The 22,061-nt window shown below is 41.6% G+C and carries 11 protein-coding genes and 4 pseudogenes; 13 read left to right on the top strand and 2 right to left on the bottom strand.

Translation table 11 applies throughout. The features are described 5' to 3' along the window. The 12 genes and pseudogenes from HMPREF9007_RS17790 to HMPREF9007_RS17845 form a co-directional block, all read left to right on the top strand. A pseudogene (locus HMPREF9007_RS17790) lies at positions 1-1,152 on the top strand (AGE family epimerase/isomerase); the annotation flags it as partial. 22 nt (positions 1,153-1,174) lie between these two features. Next, on the top strand, positions 1,175-2,248 hold the full coding sequence (locus tag HMPREF9007_RS17795; RefSeq protein WP_008760740.1) for a DUF4434 domain-containing protein: 1,074 nt from the start codon (positions 1,175-1,177) through the stop codon (positions 2,246-2,248). Between the two features lie 22 nt (positions 2,249-2,270). Beyond that, positions 2,271-5,418 (top strand): annotated as a pseudogene (locus HMPREF9007_RS17800) (TonB-dependent receptor). Positions 5,419-5,431: 13 nt separating this feature from the next. After that, positions 5,432-7,063, top strand: coding sequence for a RagB/SusD family nutrient uptake outer membrane protein (locus tag HMPREF9007_RS17805; protein ID WP_008760739.1), 1,632 nt, complete (start codon positions 5,432-5,434; stop codon positions 7,061-7,063). A 16-nt stretch (positions 7,064-7,079) separates the two neighbouring features. Then, on the top strand, positions 7,080-8,753 hold the full coding sequence (locus HMPREF9007_RS17810; RefSeq protein WP_008760738.1) for a DUF5018 domain-containing protein: 1,674 nt from the start codon (positions 7,080-7,082) through the stop codon (positions 8,751-8,753). Positions 8,754-8,832: 79 nt separating this feature from the next. Next, the gene (locus HMPREF9007_RS17815) at positions 8,833-10,209 is read left to right on the top strand and encodes an alpha amylase family protein (protein ID WP_008760737.1); all 1,377 of its coding nucleotides are present in this window, start codon (positions 8,833-8,835) and stop codon (positions 10,207-10,209) included. 33 nt (positions 10,210-10,242) lie between these two features. Further along, positions 10,243-11,565, top strand: coding sequence for an alpha amylase family protein (locus HMPREF9007_RS17820; protein WP_008760736.1), 1,323 nt, complete (start codon positions 10,243-10,245; stop codon positions 11,563-11,565). A 17-nt stretch (positions 11,566-11,582) separates the two neighbouring features. Further along, positions 11,583-14,257 (top strand): annotated as a pseudogene (locus HMPREF9007_RS25950) (calcineurin-like phosphoesterase C-terminal domain-containing protein). A 6-nt stretch (positions 14,258-14,263) separates the two neighbouring features. Beyond that, the gene (locus HMPREF9007_RS17830; protein ID WP_008760735.1) at positions 14,264-15,685 is read left to right on the top strand and encodes a sialate O-acetylesterase; all 1,422 of its coding nucleotides are present in this window, start codon (positions 14,264-14,266) and stop codon (positions 15,683-15,685) included. Between the two features lie 13 nt (positions 15,686-15,698). Further along, positions 15,699-17,117, top strand: coding sequence for a DUF5009 domain-containing protein (locus HMPREF9007_RS17835; RefSeq protein ID WP_008760734.1), 1,419 nt, complete (start codon positions 15,699-15,701; stop codon positions 17,115-17,117). 3 nt (positions 17,118-17,120) lie between these two features. Continuing rightward, on the top strand, positions 17,121-18,152 hold the full coding sequence (locus HMPREF9007_RS17840; RefSeq protein ID WP_008760733.1) for a phosphodiester glycosidase family protein: 1,032 nt from the start codon (positions 17,121-17,123) through the stop codon (positions 18,150-18,152). Between the two features lie 27 nt (positions 18,153-18,179). Further along, entirely contained in the window at positions 18,180-19,232 is a 1,053-nt protein-coding gene (locus HMPREF9007_RS17845; RefSeq protein WP_128567809.1) for an SGNH/GDSL hydrolase family protein, read from the top strand. Between the two features lie 111 nt (positions 19,233-19,343). Here the strand turns inward: HMPREF9007_RS17845 and HMPREF9007_RS17850 are convergent, their stop codons facing one another. After that, entirely contained in the window at positions 19,344-20,027 is a 684-nt protein-coding gene (locus HMPREF9007_RS17850; RefSeq protein WP_008760731.1) for a hypothetical protein, read from the bottom strand. Continuing rightward, positions 20,024-21,172 carry an AAA family ATPase gene (locus HMPREF9007_RS17855; protein ID WP_008760730.1) on the bottom strand — a complete coding sequence of 383 codons (1,149 nt, stop codon included), beginning with the start codon at positions 21,170-21,172 and terminating at the stop codon, positions 20,024-20,026. The genes HMPREF9007_RS17850 and HMPREF9007_RS17855 overlap by 4 nt, the downstream gene beginning before the upstream one ends. 451 nt (positions 21,173-21,623) lie before the next feature. On the opposite strand from HMPREF9007_RS17855, the pseudogene HMPREF9007_RS17860 reads away from it, so the two are divergent. Beyond that, a pseudogene (locus HMPREF9007_RS17860) lies at positions 21,624-22,061 on the top strand (MFS transporter); the annotation flags it as partial.

Genomic DNA, 22,061 nt, shown 5'->3' with positions numbered 1-22,061 from the left:
GAAACTAGCGAATCAGTACCGGGATGAATTGTTGGACAATGTCCTTCCATTCTGGCTCGAGCACTCTCAAGATATTGAGTTTGGCGGTTATTTCAGCTGCCTGGACCGTGAAGGGAAGGTTTTCGATACGGATAAGTTCATCTGGTTGCAGGGACGTGAGGTATGGATGTTCTCCATGCTTTACAACAAAGTGGAAAAACGACAGGAATGGCTGGATTGTGCCGTTCAGGGTGGTGAATTCTTAAAAAAATACGGACATGACGGGAATTATAACTGGTACTTTTCACTCGACCGTTCGGGTAGACCACTGGTAGAACCATACAATATTTTCTCATATACTTTCGCCACGATGGCCTTCGGACAGCTGAGTCTAGCAACTGGTAATCAGGAATATGCGGACATAGCAAAGAAGACTTTCAAGATCATCCTTTCCAAGGTTGATAATCCGAAAGGCAAGTGGAACAAGCTTCATCCGGGTACTCGTAATCTGAAGAACTTCGCCCTCCCGATGATTCTCTGTAATCTAGCTTTGGAGATCGAACATCTCCTGGATCCCGGTTATCTGGAACAGACGATGGAAACCTGTATCCATGAAGTGATGGATGTCTTTTATCGTCCGGAGCTGGGGGGCATCATTGTTGAGAATGTCGATATGGACGGTAATCTGGTGGATTGCTTCGAAGGTCGTCAGGTGACTCCCGGTCATGCTATCGAAGCGATGTGGTTTATCATGGATCTGGGCAAAAGGCTGAACCGACCGGAGCTCATACAACAAGCAATGTTAACCACCTTAACAATGCTTGATTACGGTTGGGACAAGCAATGTGGCGGCATCTATTACTTTATGGACCGTAACGGTTGTCCTCCCAACAATTGGAGTGGGATCAGAAACTTTGGTGGGTGCACATTGAATCCTTGATTTCATTATTGAAAGGCTATCAGTTGACCGGAGATAAAAGATGTCTGGAATGGTTTGAAAAAGTGCATGACTACACATGGACACACTTCAAAGATCCGGAATATCCGGAATGGTTCGGTTATCTGAATCGGCAGGGAGAAGTATTGCTGCCACTCAAAGGTGGGAAATGGAAAGGATGTTTCCATGTACCAAGAGGATTGTACCAATGCTGGAAAGTACTGGAAAATTTATAAACCCTTATTTAAATAGAACGATATGGACGGACGACGTAATTTTCTAAAAACCGCATTTGCCACATGTTCATTGCTAGCAGGCAGCAAACTTCTGACGGCATGCACTCCCATCAAAAGGGCAGCATCTGAAGAAGAAGAAACATTTGAGACATTTGCCACTCCCAATGCCTTGAAAGGGATGCCTATCAAAGCTACTTTTCTGGACGAAATCAGTTGGGATATTCCGCACCAGAATTGGGGTACAAAAGAATGGGATAAGGATTTTAAAGCTATGAAAAAGATGGGAATCAATACCGTAGTGTTGATTCGTGCCGGTCTTGGTAAATGGATTGCTTCTCCTTTTCAATGCCTGTTGGGAAAAGAAGATGTGTATTATCCGCCTGTAGACTTGGTCGAGATGTTTCTGACACTGGCCGATAAATACGACATGGCTTTCTATTTTGGTATGTACGATTCCGGGAAGTACTGGCAGGAAGGATTATTTCAGAAAGAAATAGATTTGAACATGGCTCTGATTGATGAAGTATGGAAGAAATATGGTCATCATAAATCTTTTCAGGGATGGTATTTATCTCAGGAAATCAGCCGCCGGACGAAAAACATGTCTAAGATTTATGCGGAAGTCGGAAAGCACGCCAAGAGTGTCTCTGGCAATCTGACGACTTTAGTTTCTCCATACATACATGGAGTAAAGACAGACCAGGTAATGGCGGGTGACAAAGCCTTGTCAGTGAAAGAACACGAAGAAGAATGGGACGAAATATTGGATAATGTAAAGGGAGCAGTCGATATCATGGCATTTCAGGATGGTCAGGTAGACTATCATGAATTATATGATTATCTGGTTATTAACAAAAAACTGGCTGATAAATACAATATGAAATGCTGGACCAATATCGAATCTTTTGACCGGGACATGCCTATTCGTTTCCTACCCATTAAATGGGAAAAGCTATTGTTGAAACTGGACGCTGCGCGAAGAGCGGGAATGGAAAATGCAATCACGTTTGAGTTTTCTCATTTCATGAGCCCTAATTCGGCTTATCTGCAAGCCGGACACTTATACGAACGATATTGTGAACACTTTATTCTATAAACCTATCTAATATTGTAATGCAATGAAAAAAAGAATCAAATGGAATCCGAGGTTTATTACCTCATTATTTATTGCGTTCATGTGCACACTCAACTGTATGGCACAAAACGTAATAAAGGGATCAGTCAATGATGGTAGTGGCGAACCATTACCTGGAGTATCTGTAGCTGTAAAAGGTACAACCAGCGGTACTATCACAGACTTGGATGGAAAGTTCAGTATCAATGCCCGAAATAATGATGTATTGATATTCTCTTACGTTGGTATGAATACACAGGACATCAAGGTAAACAACCAGCGTTTCATTTCAGTAACTATGAAAGACGACGTTGCTTCACTGGATGAAGTAGTTGTTGTGGGATACGGTACTCAAAAACGTGGAAGCATCACTGCAGCAATTTCTACCGTATCGGACAAAGAATTGCTGAAAGCTCCGACGATGAGTATCAGTAACGTAGTTGGCGCACGTATTGCCGGAGTGGCAGCCGTTCAGTCCAGTGGTCAGCCGGGGTCTGACAATGCAACATTGACCATGCGCGGACAAACGGGTATAGTATACGTAATCGATGGAATCCGCCGTACATCAGCCGACTTCAACGGACTGGACCCTAACGAAATAGAATCGGTATCTATTCTGAAAGACGCTTCGGCTGTAGCCGTTTACGGTTTGGATGCCAATGGTGTTTTCATCGTTACCACGAAACAGGGTAAGGCAGAAAAAAATGTCTATTACTTATACAGGTTCTGTCGGTTTCAGCCAAAATGCGGAACAACAGGAATGGCTGGATGGACCCGGTTATGCTTATTGGTATAATAAAGCACGCGAACTGCAAGGAGACTCTCAGGTATTTACAGCAGAGATGGTGCAGAAGATGAAAGACGGAGTTGATGGTTGGGGAAACACAAACTGGTATGATAAAGTATATGGTACCGGTACCCGTACGCACCATAACATTTCAGCAACCGGAGGTAGTGACAGAGTGCGTTTCTTTGCATCTATCGGTTATCTGAATGAAGATGGTAACATAGATAACTATGGTTACAACCGTTTGAATCTTCGTTCCAATATTGATGCAAAGTTAACCAAGAGCCTCACTTTCACCTTAGGAGTATCCGGTCGTATTGAAAAAAGAGATTCGCCGCGCTATTCAGCCAATCCGGATGACTGGCATAATGTGCCGCAACAAGTGATTCGTGCCCTGCCTTATGTGCCTGACACTTACGAATATGAAGGAAAAACATATAATGTATCCACTCCGACGGCTTCCTCTCCGGTGGCTCCGCTGGCATCTATCAATGAATCCGGATACAGCAAATCCAACTATTCCTATATCCAGTCCAATTTCAGCCTGAAATATGATGCACCCTGGTTGAAAGGATTAAGCTTTAAATTTCAAGGGGCTTATGACCTGACATATAACTTCAGTAAGATTCTCAGCAATCCTTATGAAGTAATGATCATGAATCTTCCGACTATTGAGAGCACTTCATTAACTTACTATAAAGGAACCGACGCGTCGGGCAATTCAATCAGTCTGAGTGAATCTGCTTCCCGGGGATATACATTTACCACACAGTCAAGTGTGACGTATGACAATAAGTTCGGGAAACATACTGTAGGAGCTATGTTCCTGGCAGAAACCCGTGAAAACAAAAGTAATGCATTAAGTGCCACCGGTTATGGGCTGGACTTTATCCAATTGGATGAACTCAATCAGATCACGAATAAGACAGGAAACGGAGCAGAAAAATTCCCATCTATCGGAGGATATAGCGGACATACCAGAGTAGCAGGTTTCGTAGGTCGTGTGAACTATAATTATGATGATAAGTATTATTTGGAAGCTTCTCTTCGTCACGATGGTAGTTATCTGTTTGGAGGTATGAATAAACGTTGGGTAACATTACCCGGTGTTTCTGCAGGTTGGAGACTCAACAATGAAAGTTGGTTCAATGCTCCCTGGGTCAATAATCTGAAACTGAGAGCCGGTATTGGTAAAACAGCCACCAGCGGCGTAAGTGCCTTCCAATGGAGAAATACAATGGGAATCAGCAAAAATGCAGTTGTTATTGGCGGCAGCAGTCAGACCATGATGTATGCTTCCGTATTAGGTAATCCCAACTTGTCATGGGCACAGTGCCTGAACTATAATGTCGGTGTCGACGCAACGATGTGGAATGGTTTGTTAGGAGTTGAATTTGACGTATTCTATAAATACGAGTATGATAAACTGGCCACTGTGACCGGAGCATACGCACCTTCAAGAGGTGGATATTATTTCAGTTCTGCCAATGTGAACAAGACTGATTATAAAGGTTTCGACGTTACTTTGACTCATTATAACCATATCAACAAGTTTAATTATGGTGCCAAGTTGATCTGGTCATATGCATACGGTCGTTGGCTGAAGTATGTAGGCGACTCAGACAATGCTCCTGAATATCAGCGTTTGACAGGAAAGCAAATCGGTTCTAAATATGGTTTTATCGCAAATGGTCTGTTTCAGAGCGAGGAAGAGATAGCAAATTCAGCAACAGTTAAAGGCTATAAGGCATTACCGGGATACATTAAGTATGTAGACAGAAATGGTGATGGTATTATTACAGCAGCACAAGACCAAGGCTATGTAGGCAAAAGTGCTACTCCGAAGCATACCGGTTCTTTGAATTTATTCGGTAATTGGAAAGGATTTGACTTTGACTTATTATTCTCTTGGGGATTGGGCAATGTAGTTGCACTGACAGGGCAATATACAGCTAGTGGTTCTGAAGGTACACAAGATAATACCTCATTTACGAAGCCTTTCTATCATGGTGGAAACTCACCGACTTTCCTGGTAGAGAACTCATGGACACCTGAGCACACTAACGCGGAATTTCCACGTCTGGAAATCACAGGTCCGAGTAACAACAATGGGTACTCTTCAACTTTCTGGTACAGGAATGGTAACTATATGCGTTTGAAGACTGCACAGATAGGTTACAACTTCCCCAAAAAGTGGTTGAATCCGGCAGGTATAGAAGGACTAAGACTTTATGTAGAAGGATACAACCTATTGACCTTCAGCGGACTTACCAAATACAACATCGACCCGGAATCACCGGCGGTAAACAATGGCTATTATCCGCAGCAGAGAACATATACGCTAGGTGTAAAACTAACATTCTAAAAAACGAAATCACATGAAAAGAATATTATTAAATATATCATTAGCACTGGCACTAGGCTTTAGTATAAGTTCGTGCAATGACTGGCTGGACGGTGTGGAGCAAACCTCGACCGTTAGTGATGAAATTGTTTGGCAAGATGAAGCATACGTGGATAAATACGTTAATGCATTCTATACATATCTTCATAAATACGGACAATTTGGGGAGGCTCAGTTCTCAGGAAGTTTGACAGAGAGTTTGACTGAGACATTCAAATACGGTTCAGTAGCTTTGGGAGACAGAGCCGGACATCCGAACAATTACGTTACCAATCCGGATGTTATCAGTCCGGACGGATGCCGTTACAACATCTGGGATAAGGATTTGGCTTACGGTAATATCCGTCAGATGAATCAGTTTTTGGTTATGCAGAAGAAGTACTCTACATTCCCGGATGATAAGAATCTGAAATGGGAAGCTCAGGTACGCTTCTTCCGTGCTTATGTTTATTTTCAGTTAGCCAAACGGCATGGTGGAGTCATTCTGTATGACGATCTTCCTACCTCTAATGACAAAGCACGCAGCACGGCAGCGGAAACATGGCAATTCATTGCAGATGACCTGGATTTTGCGGCAACCAATCTTCCTAAAGAATGGGATGCAGCCAACAAAGGACGAGTGACAAAAGGTGCGGCTTACGCATTGAAATCACGTGCTATGCTATATGCTGAGCGTTGGCAGGATGCTTATGACGCAGCTGATGAAGTAGAAAAGTTACAGTTGTATGATTTGGTGGACAACTATGCAGATGCTTGGAAAGGCAATAATAAAGAAGCTATTTTGGAATTTGACTACAATAAAGACAGTGGCCCGAACCATACCTTCGACCAGTATTACGTTCCGCAATGTGACGGCTACGACTTTGGTGCGCTGGGTACTCCGACACAGGAAATGGTAGAATCTTATGAAGATAAAAACGGAAACAAAGTAGACTGGTCCGAATGGCATGGCACTACCACCAAAGAACCTCCTTATGATCAGTTGGAACCTCGTTTTGCGGCTACTATTATTTATCGTGGCTGTACGTGGAAAGGCAGAGTGATGGATTGTAGCGTAGGTGGAACAAACGGTGCTTTCATGGCTTATCGTGAACAGTCATACTCCTATGGTAAAACAACAACCGGTTACTTCCTGCGTAAACTGTTGGATGAGAAACTGATTGACGTCAAAGGAACCAAAAGTTCTCAGGCATGGGTAGAAATCCGATTTGCTGAAGTTCTGTTGAATAAGGCTGAAGCAGCATACAGACTCAACAAAACCGGTGAGGCACAGTCTTTAATGAACCGTGTCCGCGGACGTCAGGGGGTAAATCTGCCGGGCAAGTCTTCCAGTGGTGAAACATGGTTCAATGATTATCGCAACGAACGTAAAGTTGAACTTGCATACGAAGGACATCTGTTCTGGGATATGCGCCGTTGGAAACTGGCACACATTGAGTATAACAACTATCGCTGCCACGGTCTCAAGATTACGAACGGTACGTACGAATACATTGATTGCGACGGACAAGATCGTAAGTTCCCACAGAAGTTATACGTTTTACCGGTACCGACTTCTGAAATAAAGAATAATGCGTTAATTGAGCAATATGATGAATGGAAATAACTAAAAGCTTAATACAATGAAAAATAAAATATTATCAATTGTTTCAGTCATTGCGTTTCTGATGGGTATGAGCGCATGCCATAGTCCGGAAGATTTCAATCCGACTGTTGAAAGGAACATAATCAATAACTTGACAGCATCCTTCCCGGATGATGACAGTGATGACAATAGTTTCACTAGTGAGATAGATTATACGAATCATGTGATTACCGTTGTATTTCCATATAACTATCCCAAACTCTCGGATAATGTTCTGCAACAGTCTGACCTGAAAAAGATGCGTGTGATCGCTGATCTGGACAATAATGTATATGTGTATCCTACATTATTATTTATGGATATGACGCAGGAAAACTTTATAACAGTGAAAGACCAGACCGGCACAAGCACCGAATATAAAGTTGTTGCAGAGATTCGTAAGAGCAATGAATGTGCAATCACGAAATTCAATCTAACAAGTTTGGGGCTGTCGGGAATCATCAATGAAAGTACCAAAACAATCTCTTTGATCAGTTTGGAAAGTATAGGGGAAATGCTGGCAGATGTTACCATTTCACATGGTGCGACCATCTCACCCGACCCCAGAACTGTTGCCCTAAACTATGATCAAGAACAAAAGTTGACCGTAACAGCTCAAAACGGTACTACCCAGTCTGTGTATACAGTGAAGAAGGAAATTCCGGAAAAGATTGCCGCAGGACTTCGCGCCAACAGTGCCAAACTGCTCTGGACTAAGAAACTTACAGATGTGGGTATCACAAGTACCAATATGGTAACGGGAATTGCCGTAACTAATGACTATGTAGTTATTAATGACCGCGGTAACAGCAACGCTATCTATCTGGACGGAAGAACAGGAGCTAATGTGGGAACTATAAACATAAGCAGTTTCGCAGGAAGTCTCACAAACTTCTATGCAACAGCTGATGACGGAGATAATATCTTATTCACCAACTTAGTACCGAACTCAGGTAACGTCTTTACCGTATGGAGAGTACGCGGTGTAAACGGAACTCCGGAGAAATATATTGAATTCAATGTAACTTCTGCTATCGGTAGAAAACTTTCAGTACAAGGTAGCCTGGATGGAGATGCCATTATCACAGCTCCTTACTATGGAACCTCCGGACAGTTTGCCCGCTGGCAAGTCGTTAATGGTGCGTTAAAATCACAAACTCCTGATCTGGTAGTATCTCAGGGACTAGGTTCATGGGGCGATAATGCCGATGTAATCTATTCTGATCCGACCGATCCGACAAGTGATTACTTTGCAGCATTCTACAGTACTCCACGAAATCTGTGCTGGTTCAATGGAAAAACCAATACAATCAGATATAACGGTCCGGAAGTCAGTGCCAACTGGATTCAAAACGCAGTAGATTATAAAGTCTTTAATAAAGTGGCATACGTACTTTCAAACTCTGTGAACAGCTTTACATGGGGCACAGATGATAGTATTTACCTATTCGATCTGGCGGGTAATTCATTAGATAATCAGCCGATAAACTTTGGAAGTGATGGCTTGGGTGTCAATGGCAATTACGGTGCCAAAGCATTGGGTAGTCAAAATGCAAATGGAACAGGTGACGTAGCTCTTAAAGTTTCATCCAATGGCTACTACTTATACATCTACTTCATGTTTACTAATGGATATGTAGGTTGCGTACAGTGCGACTGTATCGATATGTAATATAACCAGTAATGGATTCGGAAGCCTGTACCTTTTTCAGGTACAGGCTTTTTACTTCAACGATTAAGAACCATACAAAATGAATATCAGAAAAAACAGATTAAAAATAGTTTTGGGAGGAATAGCTGTCTGTATGTGCATGGCATGCGGTGGCAGTGATACCAAAGATTATTGGGGAGACACCAGCAACGGCGGAAAGGAAGAACCGACAGAGAACCCTAACGCCTCCAAACCTCGATATATCTGGATTGATGCAGCTGCCAACTTCCCCGATTTCGCTAATAGTAAAGAAAATATAGCCCGTGATCTGGCATTAGCCAAAGATGCCGGTTTTACAGATATTGTGGTAGATGTGCGTCCCACTACAGGTGATGTACTATTCAAAACCAATATTGTAGATCAGGTTAAATTCATGTATGCCTGGATTGGAAGCAACTACACAAAGGTAGAACGTACAGCTACATGGGATTACTTGCAAGCCTTTGTTGACGAGGCACGCAAACAAGGGCTCCGCATTCATGCTGCCATCAACACATTTGTAGGTGGAAATCAGATTGACGGAGGAACTGGGTTACTGTACAGAGACCAGTCCAAAGCAGAATGGGCTACGCAAATGAATATGCAGACAGGGATTGTGAGTGTGATGAATACCAGTGAAAGTACTAAATTCTTTAATCCTGCCCATCCCGAAGTACAGACCTTTCTTTGCGATTTACTGAAAGACCTTGCAAGCTACGATCTCGATGGCATTTTCTTAGACAGAGGTCGTTTCCTCAATCTACAAACTGACTTTTCCGAAGAATCCCGTAAACAGTTTGAAGAATATATGGGAGGCATCAGAATTCAAAACTATCCGGATGACATTTTACTACCGGGTGCTTCCAGTCTTCCTGCCACCTATCCTAAATATTTGACTAAGTGGCTGGAATTCCGTGCAAAAGTGATTTATGACTTTATGCAGAAAGCACGCACTGCTGTAAAAGGAGTGAAACCCGGCATCAAATTCGGAGTTTATGTAGGCGGCTGGTATTCTACCTATTATGATGTAGGTGTCAACTGGGCAGCTTCCACTTATGATACCTCGCGTTATTACAACTGGGCGACAAGCAAATATAAAAATTACGGCTATGCCGCCTGTATGGATCAAATACTGATCGGTGCCTATGCCTCACCGCTAAAGGTACACGGTACGACGGAATGGACTATGGAAGGTTTCTGTTCATTGGCTAAAGATAAAATAAAAGGAGAATGCCCCATTGTAGCCGGAGGTCCGGATGTAGGAAATTGGGATACCAATAATCAGGCTACTCAAGAACAAGAAAATCAGGCAATCGTACAATCTGTAAAGGCCTGTATGAATGTTTGCGACGGATATTTTCTGTTCGACATGATTCATCTGAAGAAAGCCGATCAATGGCAATATGCCAAAGAAGGCATCAAACTCGCAATTGAATAAAAAAGAATAACCGACACATTAGAATATGATCGTATGAGAAAAATAACAATAGTACTTTTATCAAGTCTGTTAATCATTGCATTGGGAGCATGCAAAAGCACAGTTCCCAAAGTGGAAAATGCCAAGCCCGCTTTGATGTGGTTTGATGCGGAAGCAAACTTTGAACGCTTCAGCAATCCTGACTCCATTGATTATTATCTGACAAAAATAAAATCATTAGGTTTCACCCATGCTATCGTTGATGTACGTCCCATCACCGGAGAAGTACTGTTCGATACGGAGTTTGCTCCTAAAATGCGTGAATGGCATGGATATGAACGCAAAGACTTCGATTACTTGGGACATTTCATCAAAAAAGCCCATGAACTGGGAATAGAGGTACATGCTTCACTCAATGTCTTTGTCGCAGGACACAATTATTTCGACCGTGGATTAGTCTATTCCACGCATCCTGAATGGGCATCGATAGTATACACTCCGGAAGGAATCACTTCCATCACCAATGAAAAGAAGAAATATTCGGCAATGGTTAATCCTATCAATGAGGAGTTTCAGACACATATATTGAATGTTCTCAAGGATTTAGTGAAACGTTATCCCGATCTGGACGGATTGATGCTGGACCGTGTACGCTATGATGGTATAACGGCAGACTTTTCAGACCTCTCCCGTCAGAAGTTCGAGGCGTATATCGGGCAGAAAGTAGAAAAGTTTCCGGAAGACATCTTCGAATGGAAAAAGGACGAGAATGATAAATACTATCCCGAACGCGGAAAACATTTCCTGAAATGGATTGAATGGCGTACCAAGAACATCTACGACTTCATGGCCCGTGCCCGAAATGAAGTAAAGAAAGTGAATCCGGATATTTCTTTCGGTACATACACCGGAGCATGGTATCCTTCTTATTATGAAGTAGGCGTAAACTTTGCGAGCAAGAAATACGATCCGAGCGAAGATTTTGACTGGGCTACTCCCGAATATAAGAATTACGGTTATGCCGAACTGATGGACTTATATACTACCGGTAATTATTATACCGATATCACCATAGAAGAATCTCTGAAAAACAAAAAGAGCGTATGGAACGAAACAGATTCACAGGCACAAAGCGGCACGTGGTATTCTGTTGAAGGTTCTTGTCAGAAATTACGCAATATCATGAAAGATAATAAATTTATGGGTGGTATTCTGGTGGACCAATTCTATGACAATCCCGCCAAATTATCCGCAACCATAGAAATGAACCTGAAAGCTTCCGACGGACTGATGGTATTCGACATTGTACATATCATCAACAAAGGATTATGGAAAGAAGTTGAAAACGGAATGAGAGCCGGAGGAGCTCTGAAGTAAAATCGAAAGAATACGCTATGAATATGAAAAGATTCTCAATTATCTCCCTTTTGTTATGGATAGGCATTCTGGCATTTGCCTCGGGAAAGCCAAAAGTAATGTGGTTGGACTGTTCGGCTAATTTCCAACGTTTCAGCTACCCCGATTCAATCCGCTTCTATGTAGACAAATGTCATGAAGCAGGTATCACGCATCTAGTATTGGACATTAAAGACAATACGGGTGAAGTATTATATCCCAGCAAATATGCCGCACAGAAGAAGAACTGGAAAAACTTCGACCGTCCGGATTTTGACTTTATCGGTACCTTTATCGAAGCTGCTCATGCCCGCAATATGGTCATCTTTGCCGGAATGAATATATTTGCTGATGGACAGAATATCGTGAAACGTGGCGCCATCTTCGATAAACACAAAAAGTGGCAGGCTATCAATTATGTACCGCGCAAAGGACTGCTCCCTGTAACGGAAATAGAAGGAAAGCCTACCATGTTCCTGAATCCGGCACTGAAAGAGGTGCAGAAGTATGAGATTGATGTGATCAAAGAAGTTGTCCGGAATTATGCATTTGACGGCATCATGCTTGACCGTGCACGATATGATTGTATTGATTCGGACTTTTCTCCTGAGTCAAAGAAGATGTTTGAGAAATTCATCGGAAAGAAAGTTGAGAAGTTTCCGGAGAACATTTTTGAATGGCGCCCTAATGCCGAAGGAGGCATAGACCGTGTGGGTGGCCCATACTATCATCAATGGCTGACGTGGAGAGCTTCTGTTATATATAACTTTATAAAAGATGTACGTACTTCCATCAAAAAGATAAAGCCGGAATGTATGTTGGCTGCTTATACCGGTGCATGGTATCCTACTTACTTTGAGGTAGGTGTCAACTGGGCAAGCCGTAATTATGATGTCAGCAAGGACTTCAGTTGGGCTACTCCCGACTATAAAAATTATGGCTTTGCAGAGTTACTGGATTTCTATACGAATGGCAATTACTACTGGAATGTAACGCTGGACGATTATTATAAATCTTCCGGTAAATTTAAGAATGAAACAGACAGCGAGTTTTCTACCGGAGAATATTTATGTGTAGAAGGCGGTTGCAAATATTCCAAGTACTTGCTGAAAGATGCGGTGCCAGTATGCGGCGGTCTGTATGTAGAAGACTACAAACGGGACGTAAACCAATTCCAGAAAGCAGTCCGTATGAACTTGAAAGAATCGGACGGTGTGATGATTTTCGACATTGTACACATTATCCGCAACGGATGGTGGGACGAACTAAAAGAAGCACTGGACGAAACTAAGCCGGATGAAGCGCGAATGATCAAAGGAGCCGTTACTTGCGATGGCAAAGGTATAGCCAATGTGGTAGTGACAGACGGACAGCGTTGTGTCACTACAGACAAGAACGGTATTTACCATCTGCCCAATCTCGGAAACACACGCTTTGTATATATCACGACTCCTGCCGGATACTTGACGGATTGTGAACAGACGATTCCCCGATTCTATCAGGAAATTGATCTGAACGAGACGAATGAATATAATTTCCGTCTGAAGAAGAATCCTAAAGACGACAGTAAACACTTGTTTGTGTTGGAGGCGGATGTACAGGCCGGTCTGAAAGAGCACTGGGATCTGTACGCTCCCATTGTCGATGACTATAAACAGTTAATTGATCAGTATTCGGATCGTGATGTATTCGGACTGAATTGTGGAGACATCTTTTGGGACACACCGGCCACATTCTTTCCACCTTATATCGATAAGGCAAAGAAACTGGATATCCCCATATATCGTGCAATCGGTAATCATGATATGGATTGTAATGGAGCTACTCATGAAACGTCGTACCGGACTTTCGAAGGATATTTCGGCCCTACCCACTACTCATTCAATAAAGGAAATGCCCACTATATTGTTATCAACAACAACTTTTATGTAGGACGTGAATACTTCTATATCGGCTATGTAGATGAAACAACTTTTAAATGGTTGGAAGAAGATCTGTCTTATGTCCCTAAAGGTACATTAGTCTTTTTCATAACGCATATTCCTACGAGAATAACGGAACAGAAAAGACCATTTAATTACGACTATGCCATGTTGGCAGGAGAAACGATCAATGCTGAGGCGGTTCATCAATTATTGGATGGTTATGAAACACACTTCCTGACGGGCCATCTTCATTCCAACTCGAACATTGTATTCAACGATCACCAAATGGAGCACAATACGGCTGCCGTATGTGGTATCTGGTGGCATGCGGATGTCTGCATCGACGGCACCCCACAAGGATACGGAGTCTACGAAGTAGACGGAAACCAAGTGAAGTGGTACTATAAAAGTGCCGGTCATCCGAAAGACTACCAGTTTCGAAGCTATGCTGCAGGAACATCTAAGGAATTCCCCAAAGATATTATTGCCAATGTCTGGAACTGGGATAAAAATTGGAAAGTAGAATGGCTGGAAAACGGAAAAGTGATGGGTACCATGACTCAATATACCGGAGTCGACCCGTATGCGCATCAAGTATGTACAGACAAAAAAAGACCATGCAGAGCTGGATATCAGCAGCAAGTACAGGACATATGTTCCGTGCCACTCCCCGTAATCCGAAAGCTAAAATAGAGATCAGAGTAACAGACCGTTTCGGTAAAGTGTATCAGCAAAACGTTTCTAAATAAAGATTCATGAAGTATATCATATACCACCTATGGATTATCAGCCTGCTATTCCCATTGGGAATGCAGGCCAAAGTCAGGTTAACTTCGATCTGGGGTGATAACATGGTGTTGCAACAACAATCGGAAGTGACCTTCCACGGCAAAGCCTCTGCCAATAGTAAAATTACGATTGAAGCATCATGGAATCATCGGAAGCTAACAACCCGAAGTGACCAGCATGGAAATTGGAACATTCAACTTCCTACTCCGGCAGCAGGGGGTCCCTATACTATTACATTCTCTGACGGTGAGGCGCTTACATTAAATAATATCTTACTGGGGGAAGTCTGGTTCTGTTCCGGCCAATCGAATATGGAAATGCCTGTCAGAGGCTTTCGGGGACAGCCGGTTTATGGTTCACAACCCTATATCGTAGCTGCCGACTCCAAACGGGAATTACGTTTGTTTACAGTCAAAAGAGATTGGAGCACGACTCCTAAGGAAGAAGGTATTACGGGATATTGGTCGGAACTTTCTCCCAAAGAAGTCGGAGACTTTAGTGCTACCGCTTATTTTTTCGGAGATTTACTACAACGTTCATTGGATATTCCTGTCGGACTGATTCATTGCTCATGGAGTGCTTCCAAGATAGAGACTTGGATGGATAAAGAGACACTGTCACAATTTCCGGAAATTCAATTACCGGATATTGAACAAACCAAGTTCGACTGGCCTGCGGGTACACCTACTTTATTATGGAATGCAATGGTAAATCCGTGGAAGGGATTTCCTGTCAAAGGAGTCATCTGGTATCAGGGAGAGTCCAATTCTGCTGATCCCGCTCTTTATAAAAAGCTCTTTCCCGCAATGGTCGCTCAGTGGAGAGAATTCTTTCATAATCCTGCAATGCCTGTATACTATGTCCAGATCACTCCATGGCAGGCCGAAGGTAAAGATAGGCTTGATCGTGCATGGTTCCGTCAATGCCAGCTGGAATTAATGCAAGAAGTTCCTAATGTTGGTATGGTTACAACGACGGATGCAGGAAGTGAAAAATTCATTCATCCTCCCTACAAAATTAAAGTCGGTCAGCGCCTTGCTTACTGGGCTCTGGCCAAGACTTATGGCAAAGAAGGTTTTCTGTATGCAGGCCCTTTGTATAAAAGCCATCAATTGAAAGAGAATGTAGTAGAAATCACTTTTGAACATGGCAGTGATGGACTGATCCCTGAAAATCAAAAGTTGCGGGGATTTGAACTTGTAGACGAAAAGGGAAATATCGTACCGGCAGAAGCGGAAATAATCAATGGTTCTGCCCGTGTGAAAGTATGGAATGATTCGGTGCCTCATCCTGTAGAAGTGCGTTATTGTTTCCGCAATTATATGGAAGGTGATCTTTTCAATAATGCGGAAATACCTGCTTCTCCATTTCGGGTCGTAATACATTAATTAAACGAAAATTATGAATAACAACAGTACACGAGCTTCTTCTTTGGATGCCCTGCGTGGGTATGCTATTCTGACAATGGTTCTCTCCGGCAGCGTTGCCTGGGGAGTGCTTCCCGGATGGATGTATCATGCTCAGGTAGGTCCCCGCTCCAACTTTGTGTTTGATGGTTCTATATATGGGATCACTTGGGTTGACCTGGTGTTTCCTTTTTTCCTGTTTGCCATGGGAGCTGCCTTCCCTTTTTCAATAGGTAACAAATACAGAAAAGGCAGCTCCCGCCGGAGAATTATATACGACAGCCTTTTAAGAGGTTTCCGGCTGACTTTCTTCGCTATTTTTATTCAGCATATATATCCGTGGGTAGTATCTTCTCCTCAGGATGTTCGCTCATGGCTCATTGCATTGGGAGGTTTTGCCTTGATGTTTCCCATGTTCATGAGGATTCCGTTCAAAATGCCGGAATACGTAAGGATGCTGATTAAAATACTGGCTTATGCAACGGGAGTGTTCATGCTGCTGAATATCAACTATGCCGATGGACGGACATTCAGTCTAGGCTACAGTAATATTATCATTCTGGTATTGGCCAATATGGCCATTTTCGGCTCACTGATTTATACATTAACGATCAATAAGCCATGGATTCGTATAGCAATATTGCCTTTTATCATGGCAGTGTTCTTGGGAAATGAAAACGCAGAATCATGGAATCATAGCCTGATGGCATTCTCGCCCTTACCGTGGATGTATAAGTGCTCCTATCTGAAGTATCTGTTTATCGTAATTCCCGGCAGCATTGCCGGAGAATATCTGCATGAGTGGTTACACTGCAAAAACACGATGCCCGTAAACGACAATAAAGACGAACGCAAAAGAATGCCATGGATACTCTTATTGACCATCGGACTGATCGTATTCAATTTATACGGACTTTATATGCGTTATCTTATTCTCAATTTAGTGGGTACAATCGCTATATTATGCGTTCTCTACATTCTCTTGCAAGTGGAAGGAAAAAACACCGGTTACTGGTATAAACTCTTCAGAGCAGGAACTTATCTGATATTATTAGGGCTGGCTTTTGAAGCTTACGAAGGGGGAATCCGGAAAGATCCTTCTACGTACAGTTATTACTTCCTTGCATCGGGACTTGCCTTTATGGCGATGATTGCATTTTCTATTATGTGCGACATTTATTCTTGGTCCCGATTGACCCGTCCATTGGAATATGCAGGGCAGAATCCGATGATTGCATACGTATCCACCCAGTTGGTAGTATTACCTCTATTGAATCTGGCAGGACTGGGAACCTATCTTTCCTATCTGGATCAAAATGCCTGGCTGGGCTTTTTACGGGGAGTCATCATAACTTCTCTGGCTTTATTAATAACCATATTATTTACTAAATTAAAATGTTTTTGGAGGACTTGAATCATGTTAATCAAACGTCTATATTTTATAACAACAGCACTGCTTGCCTTCTCTATATGTTCATGTGGAGAAAGCTATCCTGATCATCCGTGGGAATGGGATCAGGAAACTGAAGAGGAAGAATCGAATCCTGATATAGTATCACAAGGATGGACGACAGCCGATAATTTCGGAAGTCTTCCGGACTATATTCACATCTATAAATCACCTGAAAATCTGGCGGGAAAGAAGGCGATTGCCTACATAGCTGTCGCAGATATGAGTAAAGCTAAATTTGAAGTTCTGGGCGACATCGCTTTCTCACAGGAAGCCAATGGATATGGAGGTAAATCGATACATACCCCTTCGGAGTTTTATGAATCTTCCAAAGCACCGGTAGTCATCAATGGAGGATTGTTTTTTTACAGTGCCGGATTCTATTATTCGCAAAATCTAGTGATTCGTGAAGGGCAGTTACTGGCACCCAATCAGAACTACTATTCAAAAGACTGGGTAACTATGTGGTATCCGACTTTAGGAGCCTTCTGCCAAATGAAGGACGGAACATTTCAAACGACATGGACTTATCAAGCATCCGACGGAATTAATTATTGCTATCCCGCCCCTGCTGATAACGATATAAACAAGGATCCGTTGCAGGCTCCGTCATCTACTTTCCCCAACGGCGCAAAAGCATTGGAGGCTACCACCGGTATCGGAGGTGTCACAGTTTTACTGCGTGCCGGAGAGATTAAAAACACGTATGTAGAAGAAATGCTGGATATTTCTGCAGCTTCCAATCAACCTCGCACCGCAATTGGTATAACAACTAACAAAAAAATGATTATCTTTGTGTGCGAAGGCAGAAACATGACAGAAGGAGTAGCAGGACTGACCACTGCCAACGTAGCTAAAGTAATGAAAGATCTGGGATGTACGGAAGCGCTGAATCTTGACGGAGGCGGTTCATCGTGCATGCTGGTCAATGGCAAAGAAACCATTAAAGGCAGTGACGGCAAACAAAGGAAAGTGCTGACCGCTGTCGGAATTAAATAGATGATGAAACAATTCTTTTTTTTCACAATGTTGTGCCTGTTCGGCATTCAGTTACAGGCACAACAAATGACGTACCATGATGCGTCATGCTTTCCTCTTTTAGGAAAAGCAACACAAGACACAGGGGCAAGATATGAGAGACTACCGGATTCTCTCAAAAACATTTCTCGTCCCCCTTTATGGAATTTGAGTCGTAATTCGGCAGGAATGGCGATACGATTTCGTAGTAACTCTACCCGAATAGCGTTGAAATGGGAGAATCTCTTTAATAACCATATGAATCATATGACCGATGTAGGAATAAAAGGTCTTGATTTATATTGTTGGGAAGGGAACGGTCAGTGGAGATTTGTCAATAGTGCACGTCCTAATGGAAAAACAAATCAAGCTACCGTTATCGCCAATATGCAGCCTAAAGAAAGGGAATATATGCTATATCTTCCTCTTTATGACGGACTTGTGTCACTGTCTATAGGAGTCGATTCTTTATCTTCCATTGATCAGCCTCAGATTAATTATCCGATCCGTGAGAAACCAATTGTATTCTATGGAACCAGCATCCTGCAAGGAGGCTGTGCTTCACGTCCCGGAATGGCACATACCAATATCATATCAAGAAGGTTGAACCGAGAATGCATTAATCTTGGTTTTAGTGGTAACGGACAACTTGACCTTGAAGTCGCAAGAGTCATGGCGGAAGTGGATGCCGGTGTCTTCGTTTTGGATTTTGTACCCAATGCTTCAGTAGAACAGATGAAAGAACGTATGGAAACTTTTTACCGGATCATTCGCAACAAGCATCCGAAAACTCCGATTGTATTTATAGAAGACCCTATTTTCACTCATACATTATTTGATCAGAGAGTAGCTCATGAAGTAACAAGGAAGAATCAAACATTGAATGAGATTTTCAATTCACTCAAGAAGAAGGGGGAAAAAGATATATATTTGATTCATTCGGAAAAGATGATAGGAGAAGATGGTGAGGCTACGGTTGATGGCATTCATTTTACCGACTTGGGAATGATGAGATATGCCAATTTGATAACTCCATTCATAAAAAAAATGATAAAGCGATAGGGTCTATGAATTTATCGTTTTCATCCGGCTACATTTAAGCATTAAAACAGTAGATTTATAAGATGTTATTTAATCTACTGTTTTAATTTTCTGAATATCTCTCAACGCATATCAACTCAACCTAAATGAATATTCATGGCTGATTCTACGAAATTCGAAACCTTCGGCATTTATTGAAGGATGTTCCAATAAAGCTCCATTTTCTCCAGTTTCTCTAGATTCAATCAGCTTATATCTTCCAAAAGATTTTTGGGCGCTTGAAACCTTTGAATCTTCATCAGGTTTAATAAGATATGACATCAAGCATACTTTACGCTTATATCGATTTATAAAAGCAGAAATAGAAGGAACAGCCTTGATTGTTCTTAACGTTTCCAACAATTGTATTTCCGCTTTTTCATATTTTCCACCGGGATAGATCACGTTTTTATCCTTATCAAGTATAGGCTTAGATAAGTTCTCAATATTTTTTTTGGTAGATGTTTGTTCGTTTAAGATATAAAAACTATCACAACTGCCTCCTGTCTCGTGCAAAATAAAATCACACCTCTTCCTTCCGGTTTCAAATTTTGTTCCCTTCAGGCCTATTAGATACGCTTCATAATTAATAACCTGAACTTCTGTCCGATTACTATGATCGAAAGAAATATTCCCAGTCTTATAATCCACGATAGATGTCAGACCTCTGTCTGTCAAATCAAAGTGCTCTTCAGCAGTAATCTCATATGGAACATCAACAATGGTACGATGTAATTTATAATGTGACGGTAGTTCCCGTTTTAGTAAGTCAATCATTGTATCTCATCTAATTTATCGTACTCATTGTATATCTCGTTAATATCATCCGATAGGTAATCCGTGTTTATCAGATGGGCATTTTGAACTTTAATGCTTTTTACCATCCCATGCTCTACTACATATACCTCAGTCTTATGATAGTCCAATGCTGCATTTTCTATTTTCACCCCTTTGTCAAATGCTTTAAGCAAAAGATTCAAATGATTAATGATATATGGACTATGAGTAGCCAAAGTCAATGTCATATATTTATTTCCGTTCAAGCATTTATCTATAAGCATATTTAATGATGAACGCTGGGCTGTAGGAAACATACTCAGTTCCGGTTCTTCAATCATCAGATGTATGGAACGGTTGGCAATATCACCGATATTCATATCATGTCTGAAAGATGATAAGCTATCATTTTTGCCCAATAGAGTAACTATAGAAGAATTAAATCCGTGTACCAGATCAAAATGTTTTGAGAAATATTCAGCGATCACAGCAAGGGGCGTCATCGTTTGAATGCCAGAAGATGCATCTTCAAAATGAATTTTATAAGTGTCATTTACATTGCTGATAAAGAATTGTCTGCTTCCATTCTGAGCTTTCTTTTCATAGTAGCGAACACCTAAATAAGGCATTTCCAGCTCCTTTATCACTTCTGTAGCTTTTTTAAAGTCTTGAAAGGTCTCGGTAAAATAGAATCCCAACGCTGCTCCATCACTCAAATTTGCTAATAAAGGAGCTATAGCTCCCCGTTTATCAGAGAAAAATGAGATCTTCTCCAATGATAAATTCTCGCTGCTGATTATTTTTCTTGTTCCTTTTAGTCCTTTCTGTGGAGTATAGGTTATATTACAATCTCCTTTGCTATAAACTATTTCAGTATCATTTTTGACATAATCTGTCATCCCACCATTACGTAGATATTCAGAAATGCTTAAATCTATGGTTTTATCAATAACATTACCCAATTTCAAGTATGAACGAAGATTTATTTGCTTACACATATGTCTCATCATAGCCAGCACCTTTAAAATGGTACTTTTTCCACTACCTGATTCACCAATAAAGAAAGTGAATGGTTTGATATTATCTAATTTGACATCCTTTATTGGACCAAAGGATTTAATACTGAGATATTCTTTTTGTTCCATTATTTATATAATTCTTTATTATAGAGTAAAGGTAGTCTTTTTTTCGAGAACAACTTCATTTCAATGTTACTAAAATGATTCTACAAAAATAATAAAAAACTTTTTAGCTATAATTACTTTCATTTTTTGCAACGGACAAAACATACATAGTAAAATAAAAACTCATAACAAATAGTTTCTGTTTATTGACTTATTATCAACAATACTCAGTTGATCCCAGAATCTTTTTACTAAAAATTTCAAACTGACATTCTATATCACAGGAAAGCTAGTTACATCGTATATATAAATTGACAATTTATATATATTCATGTTTTTTATCGAGTAATTTGAATATAACGATAAAAAGTAACAAATTACACTTATATACATTTTACCTTCTTATTTTTCTATATTTAACTAAAAAGAGAAGTTTTATTAGCTTCATCTGTATACTATAGTTAATTTAAGCCAAGTTCTCGTAGGACTAGTCAACACTCTGACCACCGTTCTTGCTCTTGTGATCATCGACAGGGTCGGCCGCAAGCAACTGGTCTATTACGGAGTTTCGGGGATGGTTGTCTCCCTCCTGCTGATCGGCATTTACTTCCTCTTCGGTGATTCCTGGGGAGTATCCAGCCTCTTCCTGCTCGTTTTCTTCCTGTTCTATGTATTCTGCTGTGCCGTCTCCATCTGTGCCGTGGTGTTCGTGCTCCTCTCGGAGATGTACCCCACCAAGGTGCGCGGACTGGCGATGTCCATTGCAGGATTCGCCCTGTGGATAGGAACGTACCTGATCGGACAGTTAACCCCCTGGATGCTCCAGAATCTCACCCCCGCCGGAACATTCTTCCTGTTCGCAGTCATGTGCGTGCCGTATATGCTCATCGTATGGAAACTCGTGCCGGAG

Source organism: Bacteroides sp. 1_1_14 (genome assembly GCF_000162515.1).
GTDB classification, from domain to species: Bacteria; Bacteroidota; Bacteroidia; order Bacteroidales; family Bacteroidaceae; genus Bacteroides; species Bacteroides thetaiotaomicron.
Note: the sequence above shows the minus strand (reverse complement) of the source record. Positions and strands in the feature narration are given on the sequence as shown.

What these genes read in the sequence shown, in the direction of transcription:
- HMPREF9007_RS17845 (WP_128567809.1), top strand. Translation starts at nt 18,180, where the DNA reads ATGTTGTGCCTGTTCGGCATTCAGTTACAGGCACAACAAATGACGTAC.
- HMPREF9007_RS17840 (WP_008760733.1), top strand. Translation starts at nt 17,121, where the DNA reads ATGTTAATCAAACGTCTATATTTTATAACAACAGCACTGCTTGCCTTC.
- HMPREF9007_RS17850 (WP_008760731.1), bottom strand. Translation starts at nt 20,027, where the DNA reads ATGATTGACTTACTAAAACGGGAACTACCGTCACATTATAAATTACAT.
- HMPREF9007_RS17815 (WP_008760737.1), top strand. Translation starts at nt 8,833, where the DNA reads ATGAATATCAGAAAAAACAGATTAAAAATAGTTTTGGGAGGAATAGCT.
- HMPREF9007_RS17855 (WP_008760730.1), bottom strand. Translation starts at nt 21,172, where the DNA reads ATGGAACAAAAAGAATATCTCAGTATTAAATCCTTTGGTCCAATAAAG.
- HMPREF9007_RS17810 (WP_008760738.1), top strand. Translation starts at nt 7,080, where the DNA reads ATGAAAAATAAAATATTATCAATTGTTTCAGTCATTGCGTTTCTGATG.
- HMPREF9007_RS17835 (WP_008760734.1), top strand. Translation starts at nt 15,699, where the DNA reads ATGAATAACAACAGTACACGAGCTTCTTCTTTGGATGCCCTGCGTGGG.
- HMPREF9007_RS17805 (WP_008760739.1), top strand. Translation starts at nt 5,432, where the DNA reads ATGAAAAGAATATTATTAAATATATCATTAGCACTGGCACTAGGCTTT.
- HMPREF9007_RS17795 (WP_008760740.1), top strand. Translation starts at nt 1,175, where the DNA reads ATGGACGGACGACGTAATTTTCTAAAAACCGCATTTGCCACATGTTCA.
- HMPREF9007_RS17820 (WP_008760736.1), top strand. Translation starts at nt 10,243, where the DNA reads ATGAGAAAAATAACAATAGTACTTTTATCAAGTCTGTTAATCATTGCA.
- HMPREF9007_RS17830 (WP_008760735.1), top strand. Translation starts at nt 14,264, where the DNA reads ATGAAGTATATCATATACCACCTATGGATTATCAGCCTGCTATTCCCA.